This window comes from Hydrotalea sp. GW822-HT8A01 (assembly GCF_058798575.1).
This window is the reverse complement of record NZ_CM179506.1, coordinates 3,326,682-3,345,772: the sequence shown is the minus strand read 5'-3', so window position 1 is coordinate 3,345,772 and position 19,091 is coordinate 3,326,682. Positions and strand designations below refer to the sequence as shown.

The 19,091-nt window shown below is 36.1% G+C and carries 19 protein-coding genes; 4 read left to right on the top strand and 15 right to left on the bottom strand.

Going from position 1 to position 19,091, the window contains the following annotated elements; all coding sequences use genetic code 11:
- The first annotated feature begins 21 nt into the window (after window positions 1-21).
- The 4 genes from AC3QLY_RS14895 to AC3QLY_RS14880 are packed head-to-tail and all read left to right on the top strand — an operon-like array spanning window position 22 to window position 1,664.
- Window positions 22-420, top strand: coding sequence for a hypothetical protein (locus tag AC3QLY_RS14895; protein ID WP_074420855.1), 399 nt, complete (start codon window positions 22-24; stop codon window positions 418-420).
- Window positions 417-626 (top strand): hypothetical protein, encoded by a 210-nt coding sequence (locus AC3QLY_RS14890; RefSeq protein WP_074420840.1) that lies wholly within the window; start codon window positions 417-419, stop codon window positions 624-626. Before AC3QLY_RS14895 ends, AC3QLY_RS14890 begins: the two co-directional genes overlap by 4 nt.
- Before the next feature lies 1 nt (window position 627).
- Window positions 628-1,032 carry a hypothetical protein gene (locus AC3QLY_RS14885; protein ID WP_218330307.1) on the top strand — a complete coding sequence of 135 codons (405 nt, stop codon included), beginning with the start codon at window positions 628-630 and terminating at the stop codon, window positions 1,030-1,032.
- A 2-nt stretch (window positions 1,033-1,034) separates the two neighbouring features.
- On the top strand, window positions 1,035-1,664 hold the full coding sequence (locus AC3QLY_RS14880) for a SprT-like domain-containing protein (protein WP_074420842.1): 630 nt from the start codon (window positions 1,035-1,037) through the stop codon (window positions 1,662-1,664).
- 58 nt (window positions 1,665-1,722) lie between these two features.
- On the opposite strand, the gene sucC is transcribed toward AC3QLY_RS14880, so the two are convergent.
- From sucC to AC3QLY_RS14805, 15 genes are all read right to left on the bottom strand, one after another.
- Window positions 1,723-2,934, bottom strand: a complete 1,212-nt coding sequence (gene sucC / locus AC3QLY_RS14875; RefSeq protein ID WP_074420843.1) for an ADP-forming succinate--CoA ligase subunit beta — start codon at window positions 2,932-2,934, stop codon at window positions 1,723-1,725.
- Window positions 2,935-3,007: 73 nt separating this feature from the next.
- Complete coding sequence (locus AC3QLY_RS14870) at window positions 3,008-3,523, bottom strand: DinB family protein (protein ID WP_074420844.1); 516 nt, start codon at window positions 3,521-3,523, stop codon at window positions 3,008-3,010.
- Window positions 3,524-3,552: 29 nt separating this feature from the next.
- Complete coding sequence (locus tag AC3QLY_RS14865) at window positions 3,553-5,241, bottom strand: S8 family peptidase (RefSeq protein WP_074420845.1); 1,689 nt, start codon at window positions 5,239-5,241, stop codon at window positions 3,553-3,555.
- Window positions 5,242-5,388: 147 nt separating this feature from the next.
- Window positions 5,389-5,715 (bottom strand): cupin domain-containing protein, encoded by a 327-nt coding sequence (locus AC3QLY_RS14860; RefSeq protein ID WP_288095684.1) that lies wholly within the window; start codon window positions 5,713-5,715, stop codon window positions 5,389-5,391.
- Window positions 5,716-5,720: 5 nt separating this feature from the next.
- Window positions 5,721-7,244: an L-piperidine-6-carboxylate dehydrogenase gene (gene amaB / locus AC3QLY_RS14855; protein ID WP_074420579.1), complete on the bottom strand. Its 1,524-nt coding sequence runs from the start codon at window positions 7,242-7,244 to the stop codon at window positions 5,721-5,723.
- Window positions 7,245-7,439: 195 nt separating this feature from the next.
- Window positions 7,440-8,132: a LytR/AlgR family response regulator transcription factor gene (locus tag AC3QLY_RS14850; protein WP_081301369.1), complete on the bottom strand. Its 693-nt coding sequence runs from the start codon at window positions 8,130-8,132 to the stop codon at window positions 7,440-7,442.
- An 85-nt stretch (window positions 8,133-8,217) separates the two neighbouring features.
- The gene (locus tag AC3QLY_RS14845) at window positions 8,218-9,306 is read right to left on the bottom strand and encodes a sensor histidine kinase (protein ID WP_179855920.1); all 1,089 of its coding nucleotides are present in this window, start codon (window positions 9,304-9,306) and stop codon (window positions 8,218-8,220) included.
- A gap of 153 nt (window positions 9,307-9,459) precedes the next feature.
- Window positions 9,460-10,275, bottom strand: coding sequence for a 3-methyl-2-oxobutanoate hydroxymethyltransferase (gene panB / locus AC3QLY_RS14840; protein WP_074420573.1), 816 nt, complete (start codon window positions 10,273-10,275; stop codon window positions 9,460-9,462).
- A 42-nt stretch (window positions 10,276-10,317) separates the two neighbouring features.
- Window positions 10,318-11,205 (bottom strand): Ppx/GppA phosphatase family protein, encoded by an 888-nt coding sequence (locus tag AC3QLY_RS14835; RefSeq protein WP_074420848.1) that lies wholly within the window; start codon window positions 11,203-11,205, stop codon window positions 10,318-10,320.
- Window positions 11,186-13,282, bottom strand: a complete 2,097-nt coding sequence (ppk1, locus tag AC3QLY_RS14830) for a polyphosphate kinase 1 (RefSeq protein ID WP_074420849.1) — start codon at window positions 13,280-13,282, stop codon at window positions 11,186-11,188. The genes AC3QLY_RS14835 and ppk1 overlap by 20 nt, the downstream gene beginning before the upstream one ends.
- Before the next feature lie 117 nt (window positions 13,283-13,399).
- Window positions 13,400-15,148, bottom strand: a complete 1,749-nt coding sequence (locus tag AC3QLY_RS14825; protein ID WP_218330309.1) for a vWA domain-containing protein — start codon at window positions 15,146-15,148, stop codon at window positions 13,400-13,402.
- Window positions 15,149-15,238: 90 nt separating this feature from the next.
- Window positions 15,239-15,778 (bottom strand): hypoxanthine phosphoribosyltransferase, encoded by a 540-nt coding sequence (gene hpt / locus AC3QLY_RS14820; RefSeq protein ID WP_218330310.1) that lies wholly within the window; start codon window positions 15,776-15,778, stop codon window positions 15,239-15,241.
- 14 nt (window positions 15,779-15,792) lie between these two features.
- A complete protein-coding gene (locus tag AC3QLY_RS14815) occupies window positions 15,793-16,878 on the bottom strand; it encodes a glucosaminidase domain-containing protein (RefSeq protein WP_218330311.1) in 1,086 nt (361 codons plus the stop codon).
- 12 nt (window positions 16,879-16,890) lie between these two features.
- The gene (locus AC3QLY_RS14810; RefSeq protein ID WP_218330312.1) at window positions 16,891-17,529 is read right to left on the bottom strand and encodes an O-methyltransferase; all 639 of its coding nucleotides are present in this window, start codon (window positions 17,527-17,529) and stop codon (window positions 16,891-16,893) included.
- A gap of 4 nt (window positions 17,530-17,533) precedes the next feature.
- Window positions 17,534-18,991 (bottom strand): sodium:solute symporter, encoded by a 1,458-nt coding sequence (locus tag AC3QLY_RS14805; RefSeq protein WP_218330313.1) that lies wholly within the window; start codon window positions 18,989-18,991, stop codon window positions 17,534-17,536.
- Window positions 18,992-19,091 lie beyond the last annotated feature (100 nt).

The window sequence follows — 19,091 nt, the reverse complement described above, 5'->3', positions numbered from 1 at the left end:
CCTTTAACCTTATTTTGTAGCATGGCAAAACAAACTTTTGAAACTAACACTTTTAAACGATTAAGAAATCAGTACCGGCTTGTATTAATTAATGATGATACTTATGAAGAGCTGGTAACTTTTAAATTATCACGTTTAAGTGTATATGTTGTTTTTAGTACTGCATTTGTTTTATTGATTAGTTTAACGGTAGCGCTGATTGTTTTTACCCCGCTAAAATATTACATTCCCGGTTATGGTTCAAGGGAAAGCAGAACAGAATTACAACTTTTGCAAATGCGTACCGATTCATTAGAGAAATCTATTCAATATAAAGATCAGTATTTAGAAAATCTGAAAAAAGTGCTTTCGGGTAATATGCCTGCACAGAAAGATACCGCCAGTTTAATAATTCCTAAACAAGAGTTAATTAAAGAATGAGCGAGCAGCCAGATAATAAGAAATTATTGCTTCAATATGCTACATTAACCGGCGAACTGATTATTGCCATTGCCATTTCAGTTTATTCTGGTTGGTGGATGGATGTAAAATTTTCATTCGCTATTCCTTTATTGGTTTGGCTATTACCTTTAATTGTTATTATTGTTTTAATTATAAAAGTTATTAAAGACACAAGCAGAAAATAATATGCAACAAACCCCCTTTTCTTTCTCAAAAAACATTTTGCCTTTATTTATTTTATTCGTATCGGTAAATAGTTTGCTTATTTTCTTTAAAAAAATGATGTATACGCATCAAATAGATGTGTGGGTAGTATTTTCTGCCAATTGCATTTTATTTGTAATCAGCATTTTGAGCCTTGCCTTGCATATACAGGCGGCCCATAAAAAAACACCCATGGCATCAGTAAGTAATGTAATGATGGTAACACTTATGAAATTATTAGTATTGGGAGGAGCTGCTATTTTATATTTGGTATTAGCCGGTCCAAACAGAAGTGTTTATGCAGTTTTTGTTGGCATGGTTTTGTATTTGATGTATACTTTTTTAGAAGTATACATTGCGGCTAAAATTAATGGAAATAACAAATAGATATGGCTGTTACGCAACATCCAATGCATATACTGGCAGAGTTCTTACCCGAAGGCTGTTTTGAACCTGTTGCAGATTATCTAAACCACTATAAAGTACATTTAACCATTACCCGAAAACGGAAATCGGTATTGGGCGATTACAGGCATGCATCGCAACATAGGAATCATTCCATTACTATTAATGGAAATTTGAATAAATATGAGTTTTTGATAACACTTTTACATGAATTGGCGCATTTACTTACATTTGAAACCTTTGGCCATAAGGTAGAACCACATGGTAAAGAATGGAAACAATTTTACAGCAAGTTATTGCTTCGCTTTACTGAACAGCAGGTATTTCCCGAAGATATTGTATTGGCATTGCAGAAAAGCATTCGCAATCCTTCAGCTACTGCAAATGGCGAAACAGAATTGCTGATTGTATTACGAAAATATAACACAGTTTCAACAACAGATGTGTTGCTGTTGGCGCATGTGCCGGAGGGTGCAGTTTTTATTACTGAAAATGGCCGGTTATTTAAAAAGGGGCATAAACGAAGAAAGCGATATGAATGTGTGGAAGTGCAATCGGGATTAAGGTATGCTTTCAGCGCTATTTGTGAAGTGAAATTGTATGCAGCACAATAAAAAAACGTTGGACAGTAAAACCATCCAACGTTTACAATAATTTGAAATATATTTATATTTATGCAACTGCTTTTTTTACCAAAGCAGCAGCTTCGCTTAATTCAATGGCAGATTGAACTTTCAGTCCGCTTTCATCAATTAATTTTTTGGCTTCTGCCGCATTGGTTCCCTGTAAGCGAACAATAATGGGAATATGAATATTGCCTAATTTGTTATAAGCCTCAATTACTCCGGCAGCAACCCGATCACAGCGAACAATGCCACCAAAAATATTGATAAGAATGGCTTTTACATTGGGATCTTTCATGATGATTTTGAACCCAGCCTCAACGGTTTGGGCATTGGCAGTTCCACCTACATCTAAAAAGTTGGCAGGTTCACCACCGCTTAATTTAATCATATCCATGGTAGCCATCGCCAATCCGGCCCCGTTTACCATGCAACCAACGTTGCCATCTAATTTTACAAAATTTAAGTTGTATTGGCCGGCTTCTACTTCTGTAGGATCTTCTTCTGTAATGTCGCGTAAGGCCGCTAAATCTGAATGGCGCATTAAAGCATTATCATCCAAATTCATTTTACAATCTACCGCAATTATTTTATCATCGCTGGTTTTGAAGAGTGGATTAATTTCTAGCATGGAACATTCCAATCCCACATATGCATTGTATAAATTGGTTACAAATTTTACGCAATTTTTAAATGCTTCGCCGGTTAAACCAAAATTGAAGGCAATTTTTCTGGCCTGAAAAGGAAGTAATCCACCGGAAGGATGCACCCATTCTTTAAATATTTTTTCCGGAGTTTTGTGGGCTACTTCTTCAATATCAACACCGCCTTCGGTGCTGTACATAATTACATTTTGACCTTTTGCACGATCTAACAAAACCGATAAATAAAATTCCTTTACAGGATTGGGGCCCGGATAGTAAACATCTTGAGCAACAAAAATTTTATTCACTTTTTTTCCTACAGGTCCTGTTTGTATGGTAACCAATGTACCACCTAAAATATTTTTGGCAATATTGGTAATATCTTCTGCACTCTTGACAACGGCAACTCCTCTTTGCTCAGAGCCTACAATTTTTCCTTTTCCGCGACCGCCGGCATGTATTTGCGCTTTAACAACCGCAAAATTGTTATTGGTTTGTGTTTTAATTTGTCTGTATGCTTCTTCAGCAGCCATTACTGTATCTACCGCCATACCGTCTTGAACGGGTACATTGTATTTTTTTAATAATTCTTTCGCCTGAAATTCATGTAAATTCATACGTAACTATTTAGGATGCGAAGTTAAGGTTTTTGTAGTGCTTATACTGGTATTTATGGTATTAAAAAAATATTTACTGTAAGTATTTTTCTTCTAAAACCCGCTGATGATGGAGCAAATGCCCAAAAATGATAAAGCCGATGGCATTTACAGTTAGGGGATAATTATTAGCAGTTCCCGATAATGAGAGCGTTGGCTCCGGCAGTGATTGTAAAAAATAATCGGTTGATTGCCTGAGTGCAATAAATTCATCCAACAAATTTTTTAAACTTCTGTTATTGGCAATCGCTCTTTCAGCGTACCATTGCTCATCAAAGCCGGGTAAATTTTTGTTGTCTGATCTTGCAAAGGTGAGCATGCGATACGCCATAATACGTTCTGTATCTATAATATGTTGCAGGATGTCTTTCGGTGTCCATTTGCCTGGAGCATAAATAAAATTTTCTTTCTCCTTCGGAATACCTGAAAAGAACTGAATAATGGAATGGCTGAATGTTGTAACCAGTTCTTTCAGGTTATTGCAACCTGCTGTTTGTTGAATGTAATCTTCATAATAAGATGGATATTCTCCGGGGAGTGGTCTGCTCATATACGATGATTGTAGGGTTAATAATATCTTTATTTCAGTTGCGTAGCGGTTTTTTTATCGGCACTCGATTTTTCTGCAGCCCATTTCCTTCCCAAATCTTCTGCTTGTTTTACTGCATGGGCAGCATTGATAATACCCCCACTTTTTGAAAGAGCTGCAAAAGGAATGGTTTGTTGTGTTCCGGGCTTAAAATCGGCCAGTGTGCTATCAGGATGCAGAACAGAAGCCATGATAATTTGTTTTACTTCTACTGCAGTTAAATTCGGAAAATAAGATCGAATCATTGCAGCAAGACCGGTTACAATAGGAGCTGCCATGCTGGTTCCCCGTAAATTGCCGTATTCATTTTTTTTGGGTAAGGTGGAATATATTTTTACACCCGGGGCAAATACATCTACTTCTTTGCCTCCATAGTTACTAAAATCTGCAGCCATACCCTGACCCATTGACGGGTCGTTGCTGGCGCCTACTGTAATAAAATTATTGGCTGTACTGTTTTGAAATAGAAAATGAGGATTGGGATAATTTTCTTTTGTATCTATATCTGCCGATTCATTCCCGGCAGCATGCACAATTAAAACATCTTTTTGCTCGGCATATTTTACGGCGCTATCTACCCAATATTTCTGGGGCGAATAAGATTTTCCAAAACTCATATTGATTACTTTGGCTCCATTATTTACAGCATAAAAAATGCCTAAGGCAATATCTTTATCGTATTCATCCCCATCGGGAACAACTCTTACCATCATTACTTTTACATTGTCTGCAACGCCATCCATGCCAATGCCATTGTTGCGCTGTGCAGCAATAATGCCGGTTACATGCGTGCCATGCATAGGGTCTGGGCCCATTACATCTGCATTGCCATAATATTTATCCTGAATATTGTTATAATTGTCTTGAACTATTTTGCTACGGTAATTAATGGGTGGTGTATCTTTTTCATTGAGTGCATCCTGTTTCCCTTCAATATAATCGTTTAATTCGCTGATTACTGCTGTATTCTTTTCATCGGGATCAATTCCCACCATTTTCATTAAAGTAAGATACCCGAATTTGGCTTTTTTTCCTTCAGGCGTAGTAGGTTCAAAGCTTTCTAACTGGGCACAATTGTATACTTTAGTGCCCATTTCTTTTTGTATTAAAGAATCGTGTTTTTTGATAGAGTTCAGGGTGATGTTTAAAAAAGCAATTTCCATTTGATCGTCGTTGCCTTTATTCATTTCATCGGCTGCCATTTTCCAAATTCGGTATTCGTATTTGTCTTTTTGACTGAATTGGGTAGTGTCAATATTCTTGCCTGAAAATTTATTTTTAAACTGATAAAATACTCTGGATCGTTCATCTCCGGCTTTTTTTAAATTTTCTCCATTTTTATTTCCTAGAAAATTCCATCCATACACATCGTCTACATATCCATTGTGGTCGTCATCAATGCCATTGCCAGGAATTTCTTTGGGGTTATGCCATAAAATGCCTTTCAGGTCTTCATGGGTGGTATCTACACCAGAATCTAAAACAGCTACAATAACGGGCGTTGATTTGATGTGATTGGCTTTCAGGTATTGATAAGCTTCATTTAAACTAATGCCATAGTATTTGTCTTTTGTTGCATCCATCAAATGCCAGCCTTCAGGTACATTGCGCATTTGTGCAGGAGCTGTGGAATGGATAAAAATAGATACTAATAAAGCGAAGCAATAACGTTTGTTCATTGGGGTGCATTTTAAGCGATACAGTAGAAATGAAAGGCAATAATTTGTTTACAATTGGGTAACTACCATTAGCAAATGTCTGATTATCCCTGCAATAAAGGCAACAGTACAATGCGATTTAGCTAAATGTTAAGTAAAAAGCTGCATTTACAGTTTTTTATAATCTTCTCTTTCCGGATAAAATACATCCAGTAAGCTACAATCGGTAATGGCTAAACCGGCATGTGGTACATTAGGTGGAACGACCATTACTTCGCCCGGCTGTAAGGTATATTCAATTCCATCAACAGTTAGTTGAAAAGTACCTTGTAATACATGTGCAATTTGCTGGTGCGGATGGTGATGCAGGCCTAATTTACTGCCGGCAGTAACCTGTAAATACGAAAATGTATTGGTTCCGGTATGTATGAACTGTGCTTTATAACCCGGAACAATTTCTTTAACAGGCAGTTCGGCTAAATGAATAAGTGGCATAATTATTATAATTCAAAAGTAATGCCCTGTGCTAAAGGCAAATGGGTTCCCCAGTTAATGGTATTGGTTTGTCGGCGCATATAGGCTTTCCAGGCATCGCTTCCGCTTTCTCTGCCACTTCCGGTTTCTTTTTCTCCACCAAAAGCCCCGCCTATTTCAGCACCACTGGTACCAATATTTACATTGGCTATGCCGCAATCGCTGCCGGCATATGATAAAAAGGCTTCTGCTTCACGCAGGTTTAAAGTCATGATTGCAGAAGATAAGCCTTGTGGTACGTTGTTTTGTATAGCAATGGCATCTTCTAAATTGGTATAAGGCATGATGTACAAAATAGGAGCAAAGGTTTCCTGTTGAACAATGGGCATACCAGGTTGTACCTCGGCTACACAGGGTTTTACATAACAACCACTTTCGTATCCAGTACCTTCTACTACACCTCCTGGCACTGCAAACTTCCCGCCTTGTTGTATACATTGGTCAATAGCATGTAAATAATGTTGTACAGCAGCTTTGTCAATTAAGGGTCCTACATGATTTTCGGGTTGCAATGGATTGCCAATTTTAAGTTGCTGGTAAGCTGCAACAAGTTTGGCTTTAAATGTTTCATATACTGATTCGTGAATAATTAATCTACGCGTTGTTGTGCAACGTTGGCCGGCTGTGCCAACGGCGCCGAAAAGGCAGCCGCGTAAAGCCATATCTAAATCTGCGTGTTGCGAAATAATAATGGCATTATTGCCTCCTAATTCAAGAATTGATTTTCCGAGCCTTGCTGCTATGGCTGTACTCAAAGCTTTTCCCATTCTGGTAGAGCCTGTGGCACTGATTAAAGGAATTCTGGTATCATGGCTCATCCATTCTCCAACAGTTTTATCACCTTGTATCAAACAACTTACGCCTTCTGGTACATGATTTTTTGCAAAAACTTCAGCCACTATTTTTTGAACGGCAATGCTGCAAAGCGGTGTTTTTTCACTTGGTTTCCAAATGCAAACATTTCCACATACCCAGGCAACGGCGGTATTCCAACTCCATACAGCCACCGGGAAATTAAAAGAGGAAATAATTCCCACCATACCCAGCGGATGCCATTGTTCATACATACGGTGGTTAGGCCGTTCACTGTGCATGGTTAAGCCATATAACTGGCGTGATAAGCCAATGGCAAAATCGCAGATATCAATCATTTCCTGCACTTCACCCAAGCCTTCCTGCAGACTTTTTCCCATTTCATAACTCACTAATTTGCCTAAATTTTCTTTATTTAATCTTATTGCATCACCAATTTGGCGAACTACATCGCCTCTTTTAGGTGCCGGCCAGTTACGCCAAATTTTAAATGCTGCAGCGGCTTTATGCACAACAGCTTCATAAGCTTCTTTGTCGGTGCTAATTACAGCAGCAATTGAAGCGCCATTAACAGGTGTAAAGCTTTCTATTTCAGCACCATAACTTTTTATCCATTCTGAACCGGTCGATGTACCCGGATTGGTTTTTTCTATATGCAGCAATCTGATAAAGTCCATGATAAATATTTAAGGACTGCAAGGTAAGATAAATGTAAAAATAAAAAAGGTATTGCCCGGATTGTGATCAATCAGCAATACCTTTTCAATGTAACCCTGCATGAAAATAAAACAGTTTGAAACGAATGTAAAATTCGAAGCAACTTTAATAAATTTATGATTTGATAGGTGAATGGGAAGAAAATATCGGAGAACTTATTGTAGCTGACGGCTCAATAATAAATCATATACATCTGAATAGCTACTGCCAATGGGTATTTCTTTACCGGCTACTAAAATTTTATTTTTATTGAATTTGTCAACTTTGCTAATGGGTACAATATAGGAGCGATGTACCCTCACAAATTCTTTGTTTGGAAGTTTTTCCTGCATACTTTTTAAGGTCATTAAAGTTAATACAGGGTAGGGTTTTATGTGAATTTTGATATAATCATCCAACGCTTCAATTAATTCAATATCCTTCAAATTAATTTTCATCATTTCATAATTCACCTTTACATAAATAGAATTTAATTGTAGTTCCTGAGAAGATAAAAATTCCTGATATTCTTTTGCTTTGTAAGCTGCTTTTAGAAAGCGATTATAATCAAAGGGCTTTAATAAATAATCAATTGCATCTACATTAAACCCTTCTACAGCAAAATCTTTAAAGGCGGTGGTAAAAATTACCAATGGCTTATTGGTTAAATTTTTATATAACTGCAATCCGTTGATATCGGGCATTTGAATATCCAAAAACAACAAATCCATTTTATTTTCTGACAAATATTGTATAGCATCATTCGGATTGGTAAAAATGTTTTCTAACTGTAGGAATGGTATTTTTTCGCAGTATTGAGAAATAATTTGGAGTGCCAGGGGTTCATCATCGATAGCAATACATTTCATATGCATATATTTTTGATGTTGAATATTTGTATTTTCAAATGAAAATTTAATTGTTTTAAACTATGGTTAGATAGCTAAAAAATGTTTAAACAACCTGCACGAGTGTTAATTCTACACTAAATATATTTTTTTCATTTTTTATTTTCAACTCATGTTTGGCCGGATAAAGTAAGGTAAGTCTTCTTTCCACATTTTTTATTCCAATTCCTGTTGTTTCTGTAAGCGAATTACCTGCATTAGAAACAATGGAATTTTTGACAGAAAAAATAATAGTATTGTTCTGAATGGCAATATTAATATGAATAAATGACGGCTCAATTGTGCTTACCCCATATTTAAATGCATTTTCTACAAATGGAATAAAAATAAGGGGGGCAACACGTTGATTACTGATATTGCCATCTACTGTAAAGGTTAATGCTACATTCTGTGTAAGTCTGACTTTCTGCAAATCAATATAATCGTTCAAAAAATCAATTTCATTTTGCAGAGGTACCCAATCGTTTTTAGTTTCGGCTAAAATATAACGCATTATGGCCGAAAGCTTTAATATGGCAGAAGGTGTTTGATCGCTTCCTGTAATGGCTAATGAATAAATATTGTTGAGTGTATTAAAAAAGAAATGGGGATTAATTTGTGATTTGAGAAACGAAAGTTCTGTTTGCAACATCTCTTTCTCAATTTTTTCTTTGGTACGCTCTACCTTTAGCCATTGCTGCAGTACAGAAATGCTGGTACCTACGGCAAATACCAGTAAAAAAACCGCATAACTTCCTGGAAAATATCTGCCGGATCTTCTTTTTGGGATAGGTGGTGGTGCGGATGCTTTTTTATTGTTGCCTGCTTTATACCCTGCTCCATGTTGTTGCAACATAACCGAGTCAGCTTTTTTAAAATCATTTCTAAACTCATTTCTGATTTTTGTTTCAGTGGTATTGTTCATCCACAAAGCCAATTGCCGTGGCAAATATAAAAATCCATACATACATATCGCAATTACCAGAACGTAAGGTATCCATTGCTTATTAAATAGCAGGTTGGGTATAAATAACAAAGTGTTTAAATAATAAAATACCAGCAAAAAAAGGTTGATGGTGATAAACAGTGTAATGATATAACGACTAACTTGTTGGGGAATATCTTTTGGCTGCGGAGCAAAAATATAGGGAAGCATGAAAAATGAAATCCATGCAACAATATGTATTAGAACAATAATGAATTTTTTTGAACCCGTTTGCATACAGTTGGTTGCTTTATATAAAGCTAATCAGTAGTTTTAGTCTGTTCATTTTTTTTCGGGTGAAATATTCAATCTGTCGGTAAAAATTTAATAAGACTCATTTTTGTTTGGAAAATCATTGGTTTTTACATCCTGGATATATTGCTGAACTGCCTGTGTAATTTGCTCATGTAAATTGAGGTACTGCCTTAAGAAACGTGGTTTAAATTCTGTATTAATGCCCAGCATATCGTGCATTACCAATACCTGCCCATCGCAGTGAGGGCCTGCACCAATGCCAATGGTAGGAATTTGAACAGATTGTGTTACTGTTTTGGCTAATTGGGCCGGTATTTTTTCTAATACAATGCCAAAACAACCGGCCTGTTGCAATAGCAATACATCATTTTTCAGTTTTTCTGCTTCTTCATTTTGAGTAGCCCTGACTGCATAGGTGCCAAACTGGTAAATGCTTTGCGGGGTTAAACCTAAATGCCCCATTACCGGAATACCTGCTTTTACAATTCTTTGAATACTTTCAAGCACTTCTTCACCGCCTTCTAATTTTATGGCATGGGCGCCGGTTTCTTTCATAATTCTAATGGCTGAAGCCAAAGCAATATCACTATTAGACTGGTAGGTTCCAAAAGGAAGATCTACCACAACCAACGAACGGCGCACTGCCCTGATAACGGAGGCTGCATGATAAATCATTTGATCAAGTGTTATAGGCAATGTAGTTTCATGACCGGCCATTACATTGCTGGCACTGTCGCCTACCAATATTACATCTATTCCTGCTGCATCAAAAATGCCTGCAAATGAATAATCGTAAGCAGTAAGCATGGATATTTTTTCTCCACCGGCTTTCATTTTTTGTAAAGTGTGGGTGGTTATTTTTTTTATTTCTTTTTGAAGAGACATGATGATTGATTTTTTCTATTTTACAGAAATAAGAACATGTATTTATTTTGAAGCCTGTGTAAGCCCTTCATATAAGCTTTGAATTAACCCATCGGCCAATCCAATTTTGGGAACATAAATTTCATTAATGCCTCCCCAGCGCATTACATTGGTGTAGATCTGTAGAGCCGGAACAATTACGTCTGCGCGGTCTTCGCGTAGTTTATATATTCTGATTCTTTCTTCTAGGCTCACATTTGATAATTCTTTGTAATAATCTTTCAGTAAGTCTATTGATAATGGTTTTCCTTCTTTCTTTTTGCTTAGTGAGAATATTTTATTAATATTACCACCACTACCAATGGCTATAATTGGTAAAGCCGATTTGGTATTGGTCTTCAGGTGTTCTTTCATTTCTAACCAGGTATTATCTGCCACCAGTCCTTTTAATAAACGGATGGTGCCTATATTGAAAGATTCCTTGTACTTTAATTTTCCTTCTGCAAAAAATGTAAGTTCAGTGCTGCCGCCGCCAACATCAATATACAGGTAAGCGTGCTGTGTGTCTAAATTTTCTGCAATATGATTTTCGAATATCATGGTAGCTTCTTCATCGCCGGTAAGGATTTTGATTTCAATTCCGGTTTCTAACTTTACTTTTCTGATGATATCGCTGCTGTTTTTAGAATCACGCATGGCACTGGTTGCACAGGCTTTTATGTGTTGTACCTCATAAACATTGAGCAGATGGCTGTATGCCTTCATGGTTTGTAAAATCATTCCGCATTTGTGTTTTGAAATCTCAGCATTTTCAAAAACATCAAACCCCAGTCGCAAAGGCACCCGTACTAAATTTACTTTGTTAAATTGAACTTTTCCTTTGAATTCAATAACATCTGCTATTAATAGCCTTGCTGCATTACTGCCAATATCAATTGCTGCTAATCTCAATTTGTTGTTGTGTTTTTTTATACAGGTAAAAATAGGTTTCTATTTGAGAACGGATTTGTTTTTTCCCTGAATGGGGAACATAATTATTGGATAATTCACTGTCTAATATCCGTGCTTTTACATTGTCTGAAAGTTGAATGTTGATGATATCAATAATTTCCTGCCGAAGTTTTACATTCAATACGGGTATTGCCACTTCTACACGATGGTCTAAATTTCTTACCATCCAGTCTGCTGATGATATATATATTTTAGGATTGCCCTCATTTTGAAATATCATTACTCTGGCATGTTCTAAATATTCATCTACAATGCTAATGGCGCTTGCATTTTTACGCATTTTACCAAAATCCATTTGTGCACAGAATATTCCTCTTACTATTAGTTGAATGGGTACACCTGCGGCAGCTGCATCGTACAATTTTTCAATGAGTGGGGCATCACTTAACGAATTTAGTTTTAGTGTAATGCCTGCTTTTTTACCTGCTTTGGCATTTTTAATTTCTTTATTAATAAGGGCATTAATTTCGTTGCGCATATTGGTAGGGCATACCATTAATGTTTTGCACAATTTTAAATTGCCGGTACCCAATTTCCAAAATTCAAGGTACCTGAAAATACGGTTAATATCTGCCATTACATTTCTGTTGGTAGTAAATAAGCATATATCACCATACACTTTGGCGGTATCTTCATTCAAATTGCCGGTGCTTACAAACCCATATTGTATAATTTTATGTTTCACTCTTTTTTTGATGATGCATAATTTGGCATGTATTTTCATGCGTGGAACGCCTAACAGTACTTTGATTCCTTCTTCTTCTTCCAAAACTTTTTTCCATTCTAAGTTGGCCTCTTCATCAAATCGTGCTTTTAATTCCAGCATTACTACCACTTCTTTTCCGTTGCGTGCTGCATTGATGAGTGCATTAATGATTTTAGATGTTGGTGCCAGTCTGTAGGCAGTTACTTTTATTGATTTTACATCCGGATCAATAGCAGCTTCACGCAATAAATCGATTACTGCGTTAAATGAGTGATAGGGAAAATGCAACATTAAATCTTGCTTTAGAATAACATCTGTAATACGTTGTGCATGCTGCAAATCAGGATGTGTAAAGGGTTTCCGGCGTTCGGTAGTGTGATGAAATACATCCGGGAAATCCATAAAATGCCTGAAATTATGGATTCGACCACCAGGTATAATATTACTTTTTCTGTTGAGGTTCAGGCGTCTAATCAGATATTCTAATAATCCGGCATCCATTTCTTTATCATACACAAATCTTACGGGCTTGCCCTTGCGTCGGTTTTTTAAACCTTTTTCAATTTTTTCAACAAAGGTGGTAGATACATCATTGTCAATATCTATCTCAGCATCTTTGGTAACTTTAAATACATGTGCACTAAAATAGTCATATTCAAAATATGAAAAAATATTCGGCAAATTAGCCCGAATCACATCTTCCAATAACATAATGTGACTTTCTTCCTCTTTTGAGGGTAGTAAAACAAAACGCCCTACTGCTTTTGCAGGTATTTCAATTAACGCATATTTTTGCTGATAAGCCGAATTTTTTTTTCGCATTACTACCCCTAGGTAAATGCTTTTATCACGCAGATAGGGCATTTGCGGCAAACTTTCAATCATTAAAGGAATTACATTTACCCGAACGGTATTATCGAAATAATTTTTAACAAAAGCCAATTGTTCTTTTGTTAAATGAGATTCATCTACCAAAAAAATTTTTTCTCTTTTTAATTCTTCCAGAATTGCATCCCATATTCGGTTAAACTCATTTTGTTGTTGCAATACAATGGTGTGTATTTCATCCAAAATTTTTTGTGGATGCTCTTCCATGTGCATATTGAGTAACTTGCGTTTGGCACTAAATTCTACCATTCTTTTTAAAGTGGCCACCCTTACTCTGAAAAACTCATCTGTATTGTTTGAAAATATACCTAAAAAACGGATACGTTGTTTTAATGAAACGGTAGGGTCGTTAGCTTCCTGTAATACACGTGCATTGAAACTTAACCAGCTAATATCTCTTTGAATGAATTTTTTCTTCGACATGGATGAACGGATAGTTTATTCAAAGATACAGAAGCCTGTTTTTCTTTAAAGGTTTCTTCTATATTGTTACCCTTCAATTTAAAAAATAACCGAATACCTTTTAATGCTTGTAAATCGCTATCTTTTTTTGCGATAATTATAAATATTATTTGCTTTTTGCATTAACTGCAAAAGCTCTTGCTCTGAAGTATTGGCAGGATTAATAGCAGTTTGTGCCAAATTAATGGTATCTTGAAAAGTATAGTTTTTTACAAATTTCGATTGCCTGAGTAATGAACCAAACACCACAATAGAAGTAGCTAATTTTATTTGCGGAGGCGCATCATTAAATGCAATAGGGTGGTAGGGTAATTGAAAGCTTTGCGTAATTTTTTGAGTATGTTTAGGCAATTGAAAGGTTAGGTTTAAAGAGCCTGCTAATGTTTCTGTTGTATGAATGGTTTCTGCAGGTACAATTTCAAACACTGCCATCATGTTATGCCCACTGCCAACTTCGCCACCTTCTAATAAACTGGTGGTATCAACAATTGCCGTTTTTTTATTATCGAAGCCAATTAATCTGTATTTCTTAATTACAGCCGGATTAAATTGTATATTGGCATACGCGTTTACTGCCACCGCATACATGGTTTTGGTAAATTCTTTTATTAGAATTTTTTCGGCTTCGTGTATATTGTCTATGTAAGCAAAATTGCCATTGCCTTTTTTGGCTAAAACTTCCAGTTTGCTGTCTTTATAATTGCCCATGCCAACACCGAGGCAGGTTAAAAATATGCCCGATTGTTTTTGAAAAGTAACTAAGTTCTCCAATTCCTGTTCGGTAGTTTGCCCAACATTAAAATCACCGTCGGTAGCTAATATAATCCGGTTATTACCATTGGGTATAAAATTGGTTTTAGCAATGCTGTAAGCGGTTCTGATAGCGTTTTCGCCAGGTGTATCGCCATCGGCATACAATGAATCAATAATATTATTGATTTTTTGTTTGTTATTGCCTGAGGTGGTTGATAATGCAACATGAACGCCTCCGCCATAAGTAACAATCGACACTTTATCTTCTACTCTTAGATTTTCTATCAATAATTTAAAAGCCGATTGCAGTAAGGGTAACTTGGTGGGGTGGTCCATTGAGCCCGATACATCAATTAATAAAACTAAGTTGTTGGGTGGAATGTTATCCAGATTAATTTTAGGTGCCTGCAATTGAACAAACAATAAAAAATTTTTATCATTCCAGGGGCAGTCGGTTATGGTAGATGCTGCACTAAAACTACTGCTGTCTTTGGGTTTAGGAAAATTGGTTCTTCTTAAATCAAAGTAATTCAACATTTCTTCAATACGAACGGCATTTGATGGAACATACATGCCATTATTGATAAAACGGCGGATATTACTGTAGGAAGCTTTATCAATATTTAGTGAAAAACCTGTTTCAGGATACAGCCTGGCATTTACAAACTGATTTTCTATTAATGAACTGTAGCTTTCACCTAAAGTAGAAAAATAAGATTCGCCGTTATCTTCCAGATTGATGGTTCTGGAACTCAATTTATTGGCATAAAGGCTGGCCGTTTCAGGCAGCATTTTCAGTATAATTTCATTAAATACTTTTGTATTTACTTCCTTTTTATACACTTTATATCCATCATAAAAAACGGTAATGGTATCTTGCGGATAAGGGCATAATATGCCAAATGCACCAAAATTGCCACTGTAAAACGGCATATTCCCTTTCGAGGCTAAAAATATTTTAGCCCTTTCTAATTGCCTTCCTTTTTCATCTTTTATTTCGCCACGTAAAAAATACTGGCTATATGAAGGAATGGCAAAGCATAAAAATATACATACCGGCAGGCAATGCTTCATGAGTTGTTGGTGAATAGGAATCTTAAAGATAAAAGATTCTTATCATTCCAAATAAAATTAATGATTTGCTTCTATTAAAAATGGACAGAACTATTCCACCAACTGATAAATAGCACCCAGATTTCTGCCAAAACCATCATAATCTAACCCATAACCTACCACAAACTTGTTGGGAATGGAGAAGCAGCAATAATTAACCGGAACGGGATATTCTGTTGCTTCGGGTTTGTGCAATAACACTGCAATTTCTAAAGAGGCAGGTTGCTGGTTATAAATTTGGGGTAAAAAACTATGAAGGGTTTTTCCGGTATCAATAATATCTTCCAGAATAATGACATGCCGGTTGGTGATGGAAACATCCAGACCAATTGAAGTGATAACATTGCCGGTTGATTTGGTGCCTTTGTAGGAGGCTAATTTAATAAAACAAATTTCCGCCTCAATGGGTAATGCTTTAAATACATCTGCAGCAAACATAAAAGCCCCATTTAAAATGCAAATAAAAAGGGGTTTTTTATCCTGATAATTGGAAGCTAATTGCTCAGCCAATGCTATCACTTTTATATGAATGGCAGCTGCATCTATAAAAGGTACAAAATGTTTGTCTAATACCTGAATTGTATTGGCCATGTGCATTGTATTATTTAGCGAGATGTAGTACTGCTGTTTTCAGGAGCAATAGTAGTATATTTTGGAGATGCCGGAGCCAGAAAGCGCAAATAAATTTTTTCTCCCGGTAGTGGCTGCATATTTTTTTGCAATTTGTTAAATTGAAGCAGGTATTCCATTCTAATGCCTTCCTGTTGGCAGATGTTGTATAAGGTTTCTGTATTTTTTACAATATGAAAATCTTTATCGCCCTTCTTCATTTTCTTCTCTAAAAAAATGAGTTGACCGGCTTGCAGAATATTTTCATCTTCCAAATCATTGTACTCTAATAAGCGGCTTAAGTTAATTTGATACTGATTGGCAATGGATAATAAGGCTGTGCCTTTTTTTGCATAGACAACTTTCAGGTGATTGATGGTAAATATCCCTTTGGGATAAACCGTTTCAGGTTCAGCAACTGATTTGGTATTGGCAGATGCAACCGCGGTGTTGGTTTGCATAACAGCTTTTGCAGGGGAAGCTGCCGGCTCGGGCGTGGTGGGCATTGTAGCTTTCACTTCTTTATCGTTATTGAATGTGGCAGTACTTTGTTGGGCAAAATTGGCCTGTTGTTCTTTTCCTTTTGTCAGTGCCATTACACTGTATTCGTTCAAATTATAACGGTTAATCAGCTCAATTAAGCGTTGGGCATAATCTTTTTCAGTAGCATAGCCGGCTTTTTTTAAGCCATAAGCCCAATTGGTATAATCGGTTGGGTTTAATGCAAACAAGTTTTGATAATTAGACCTTGATTTTAGAAAATTAGAATGGTCCTGAAAAGAGGCGGCTGCATTTGGGTAGCTTCTGAAACATTCGTGCCTGGCATCATCATCATGAAAAACCCGATCGCCGGTCCAGTCGTTTTTACATTTAATACCAAAATGATTGTTCGATTTTTTGCAAAGGTCACTCTCTCCATTTGATGATTCTAAAATGCCCTGAGCCAGCGTAATGGAAGCCGGTACACCGGTTCTAATCATTTCCTGCATGGCAATATCTTTATATTGGTTAATATATGCCAGGGTTTTATCCGATTGTGCAATGGCTGCATGGAGCCCAAAAAACAAAAATAAACAACTCAAAAACTTCATTTTTTATCGCTTTCTAATTAGTAAAAGTCCGTCTCTAACTGTCAGTAAAACCTGATGGGTTCTAACATCATTGGCTACCCATTCATTAAAAGCATGAATGGCGCTTGCATTTTTTCCTTTAATGGGTTCTTCTAAAACCTGACCGTGAAACAGCACATTGTCTGCAATAATTACACCATTTTTTTTCAATTTGGGTAATACCAGCTCATAATATTGAATATAACCGGTTTTATCGGCATCGATAAAAACAAGATCCCATTCAAAAGGAAGGGTTGGAATAATGTCTAAAGCATTTCCGATGTGCAAATGTATTTGTTTTGCCAATGGCGATTTGATAAAATTTTGTTGTGCAGTTGCTGCATCTCCTGCTCTTAACTCAATGGTATGCAATTCGCCATCTTTTGTTAATCCTTCCGCCAAACATAAAGCACTGTATCCGGTAAAAGCTCCAATTTCTAAAACGTATTTTGGCCGGATGATATTACTTAGAAAGGATAATAATTGTCCCTGCACGCTGTTGCTCATCATGTGTGCATGCGGATGCAACTCATTGGTTTGTGCATAAATTCGCTGCAAATGTTCATTTTGAACAGAGGTAAATTTTTCTGCATATTTTTCTGCTAACGGATTCAATAATTCCATACGATTATTTTTGTTGTTTAACGGCCGGTTTCGCAATTAGCCATAAGCCTAAATAGGTTAATAATCCGTTGATAAGCAATAGCTCAATTCCAATTTTAAAGCCGCCGGTAAGATTAGGTATCAGTTTTTCTAAAAAATAACCCAATACTGGTGCTATAAGGCATACAAAAGTAATGGCATAACTTTCTTTCAATATTTTTTTACTGAAAATACCAAAAGCAAATAATCCAAGCAGTGGGCCGTAGGTATAACCGGCCAAATCTAATATTACGTTGATGATGGATTTGCTGTTAATTATTTTAAAAACAAAAATGCAAATCAGAAAAATAATTGTGAAAGTTAAGTGTACGTTTTGTCTGATTTTTTTTTGCTGATTTTCTGCAAGTTGGCCTCTTCTGATGCCCAATATATCAATACAAAATGAAGAAGTAAGCGCAGTTAAAGCACCATCTGCACTGGGAAATAATGCTGAAATAAGTCCGATAATAAAAATCATGCTCACTGCTTTAGGTAAATAGTGCAAAGCAATGGTGGGAAATAAGTCATCTCCGGTATAATTTAATCCGTTTTGTGCAGCAAACAAATACAACAAGCCCCCTAACAATAGAAACAAAAAGTTAACTAATACAATAATGACACTAAAACTGAGCATATTGGTTTGAGCACCTTTCAGTGTTTTTACGCTAATGTTTTTTTGCATCATTTCCTGGTCTAAACCTGTCATAGCAATGGTAATAAATGCGCCACCAATTATTTGTTTTAAAAAGAAGCCTTTACTATTGATATCGGTATTAAAAAAATGGGTATAACCTTTTAGTTGAAGTTGTTGAATGGTTCCTGAAAAAGAAAGTTGTAAATGGTGCATAATATAAAGTACACAAACCACTAAACCTATCAACATAAAGCTGGTTTGCAGGGTATCTGTAAATACAATAGTTTTTACGCCTCCTTCAAATGTGTACAATAAAATCATTATTAAAATAACGATGCTGGTTAACCAGAATGGAATACCCATTTCGTCTAATATAAATATTTGCAATACATTAATTACAAGGTATAATCTTGCGGTGGCGCCTACCGTTCTGGAAATTATAAAGAATAAGGCGCCTGTTTTGTAGGCAATAAAACCAAAACGGTTTTGCAGGTAGTTGTAAATTGAAGTAAGTTGTAATTTATAATAAAGCGGCATTAAAACAAATGCAACAACAATATACCCCAATAAGTAGCCAAATACTACCTGCATATAATAAAACCCATTGGTACTAACTGTTCCGGGTACGCTTACAAAAGTTACACCGCTTAGCGATGTGCCAATCATTCCAAAAGCCACCAGCATCCAGTTACTATTTCTGTTGCCTATGAAAAATGAATCATTAGTACTATTTTTTCCGGTATACCAGGCTACGGCTAATAATATTACAAAGTAGGCAACAACAAAACTTAATAAGAGTAGGGGTGGCATAAGCGCAACTTTCAATGAATAATTCAACACAATATCATAAATATTTTACAGTGCTTTATTCATACTTTTAATAAAGGCAATTAATATTGTGCTTAAAATA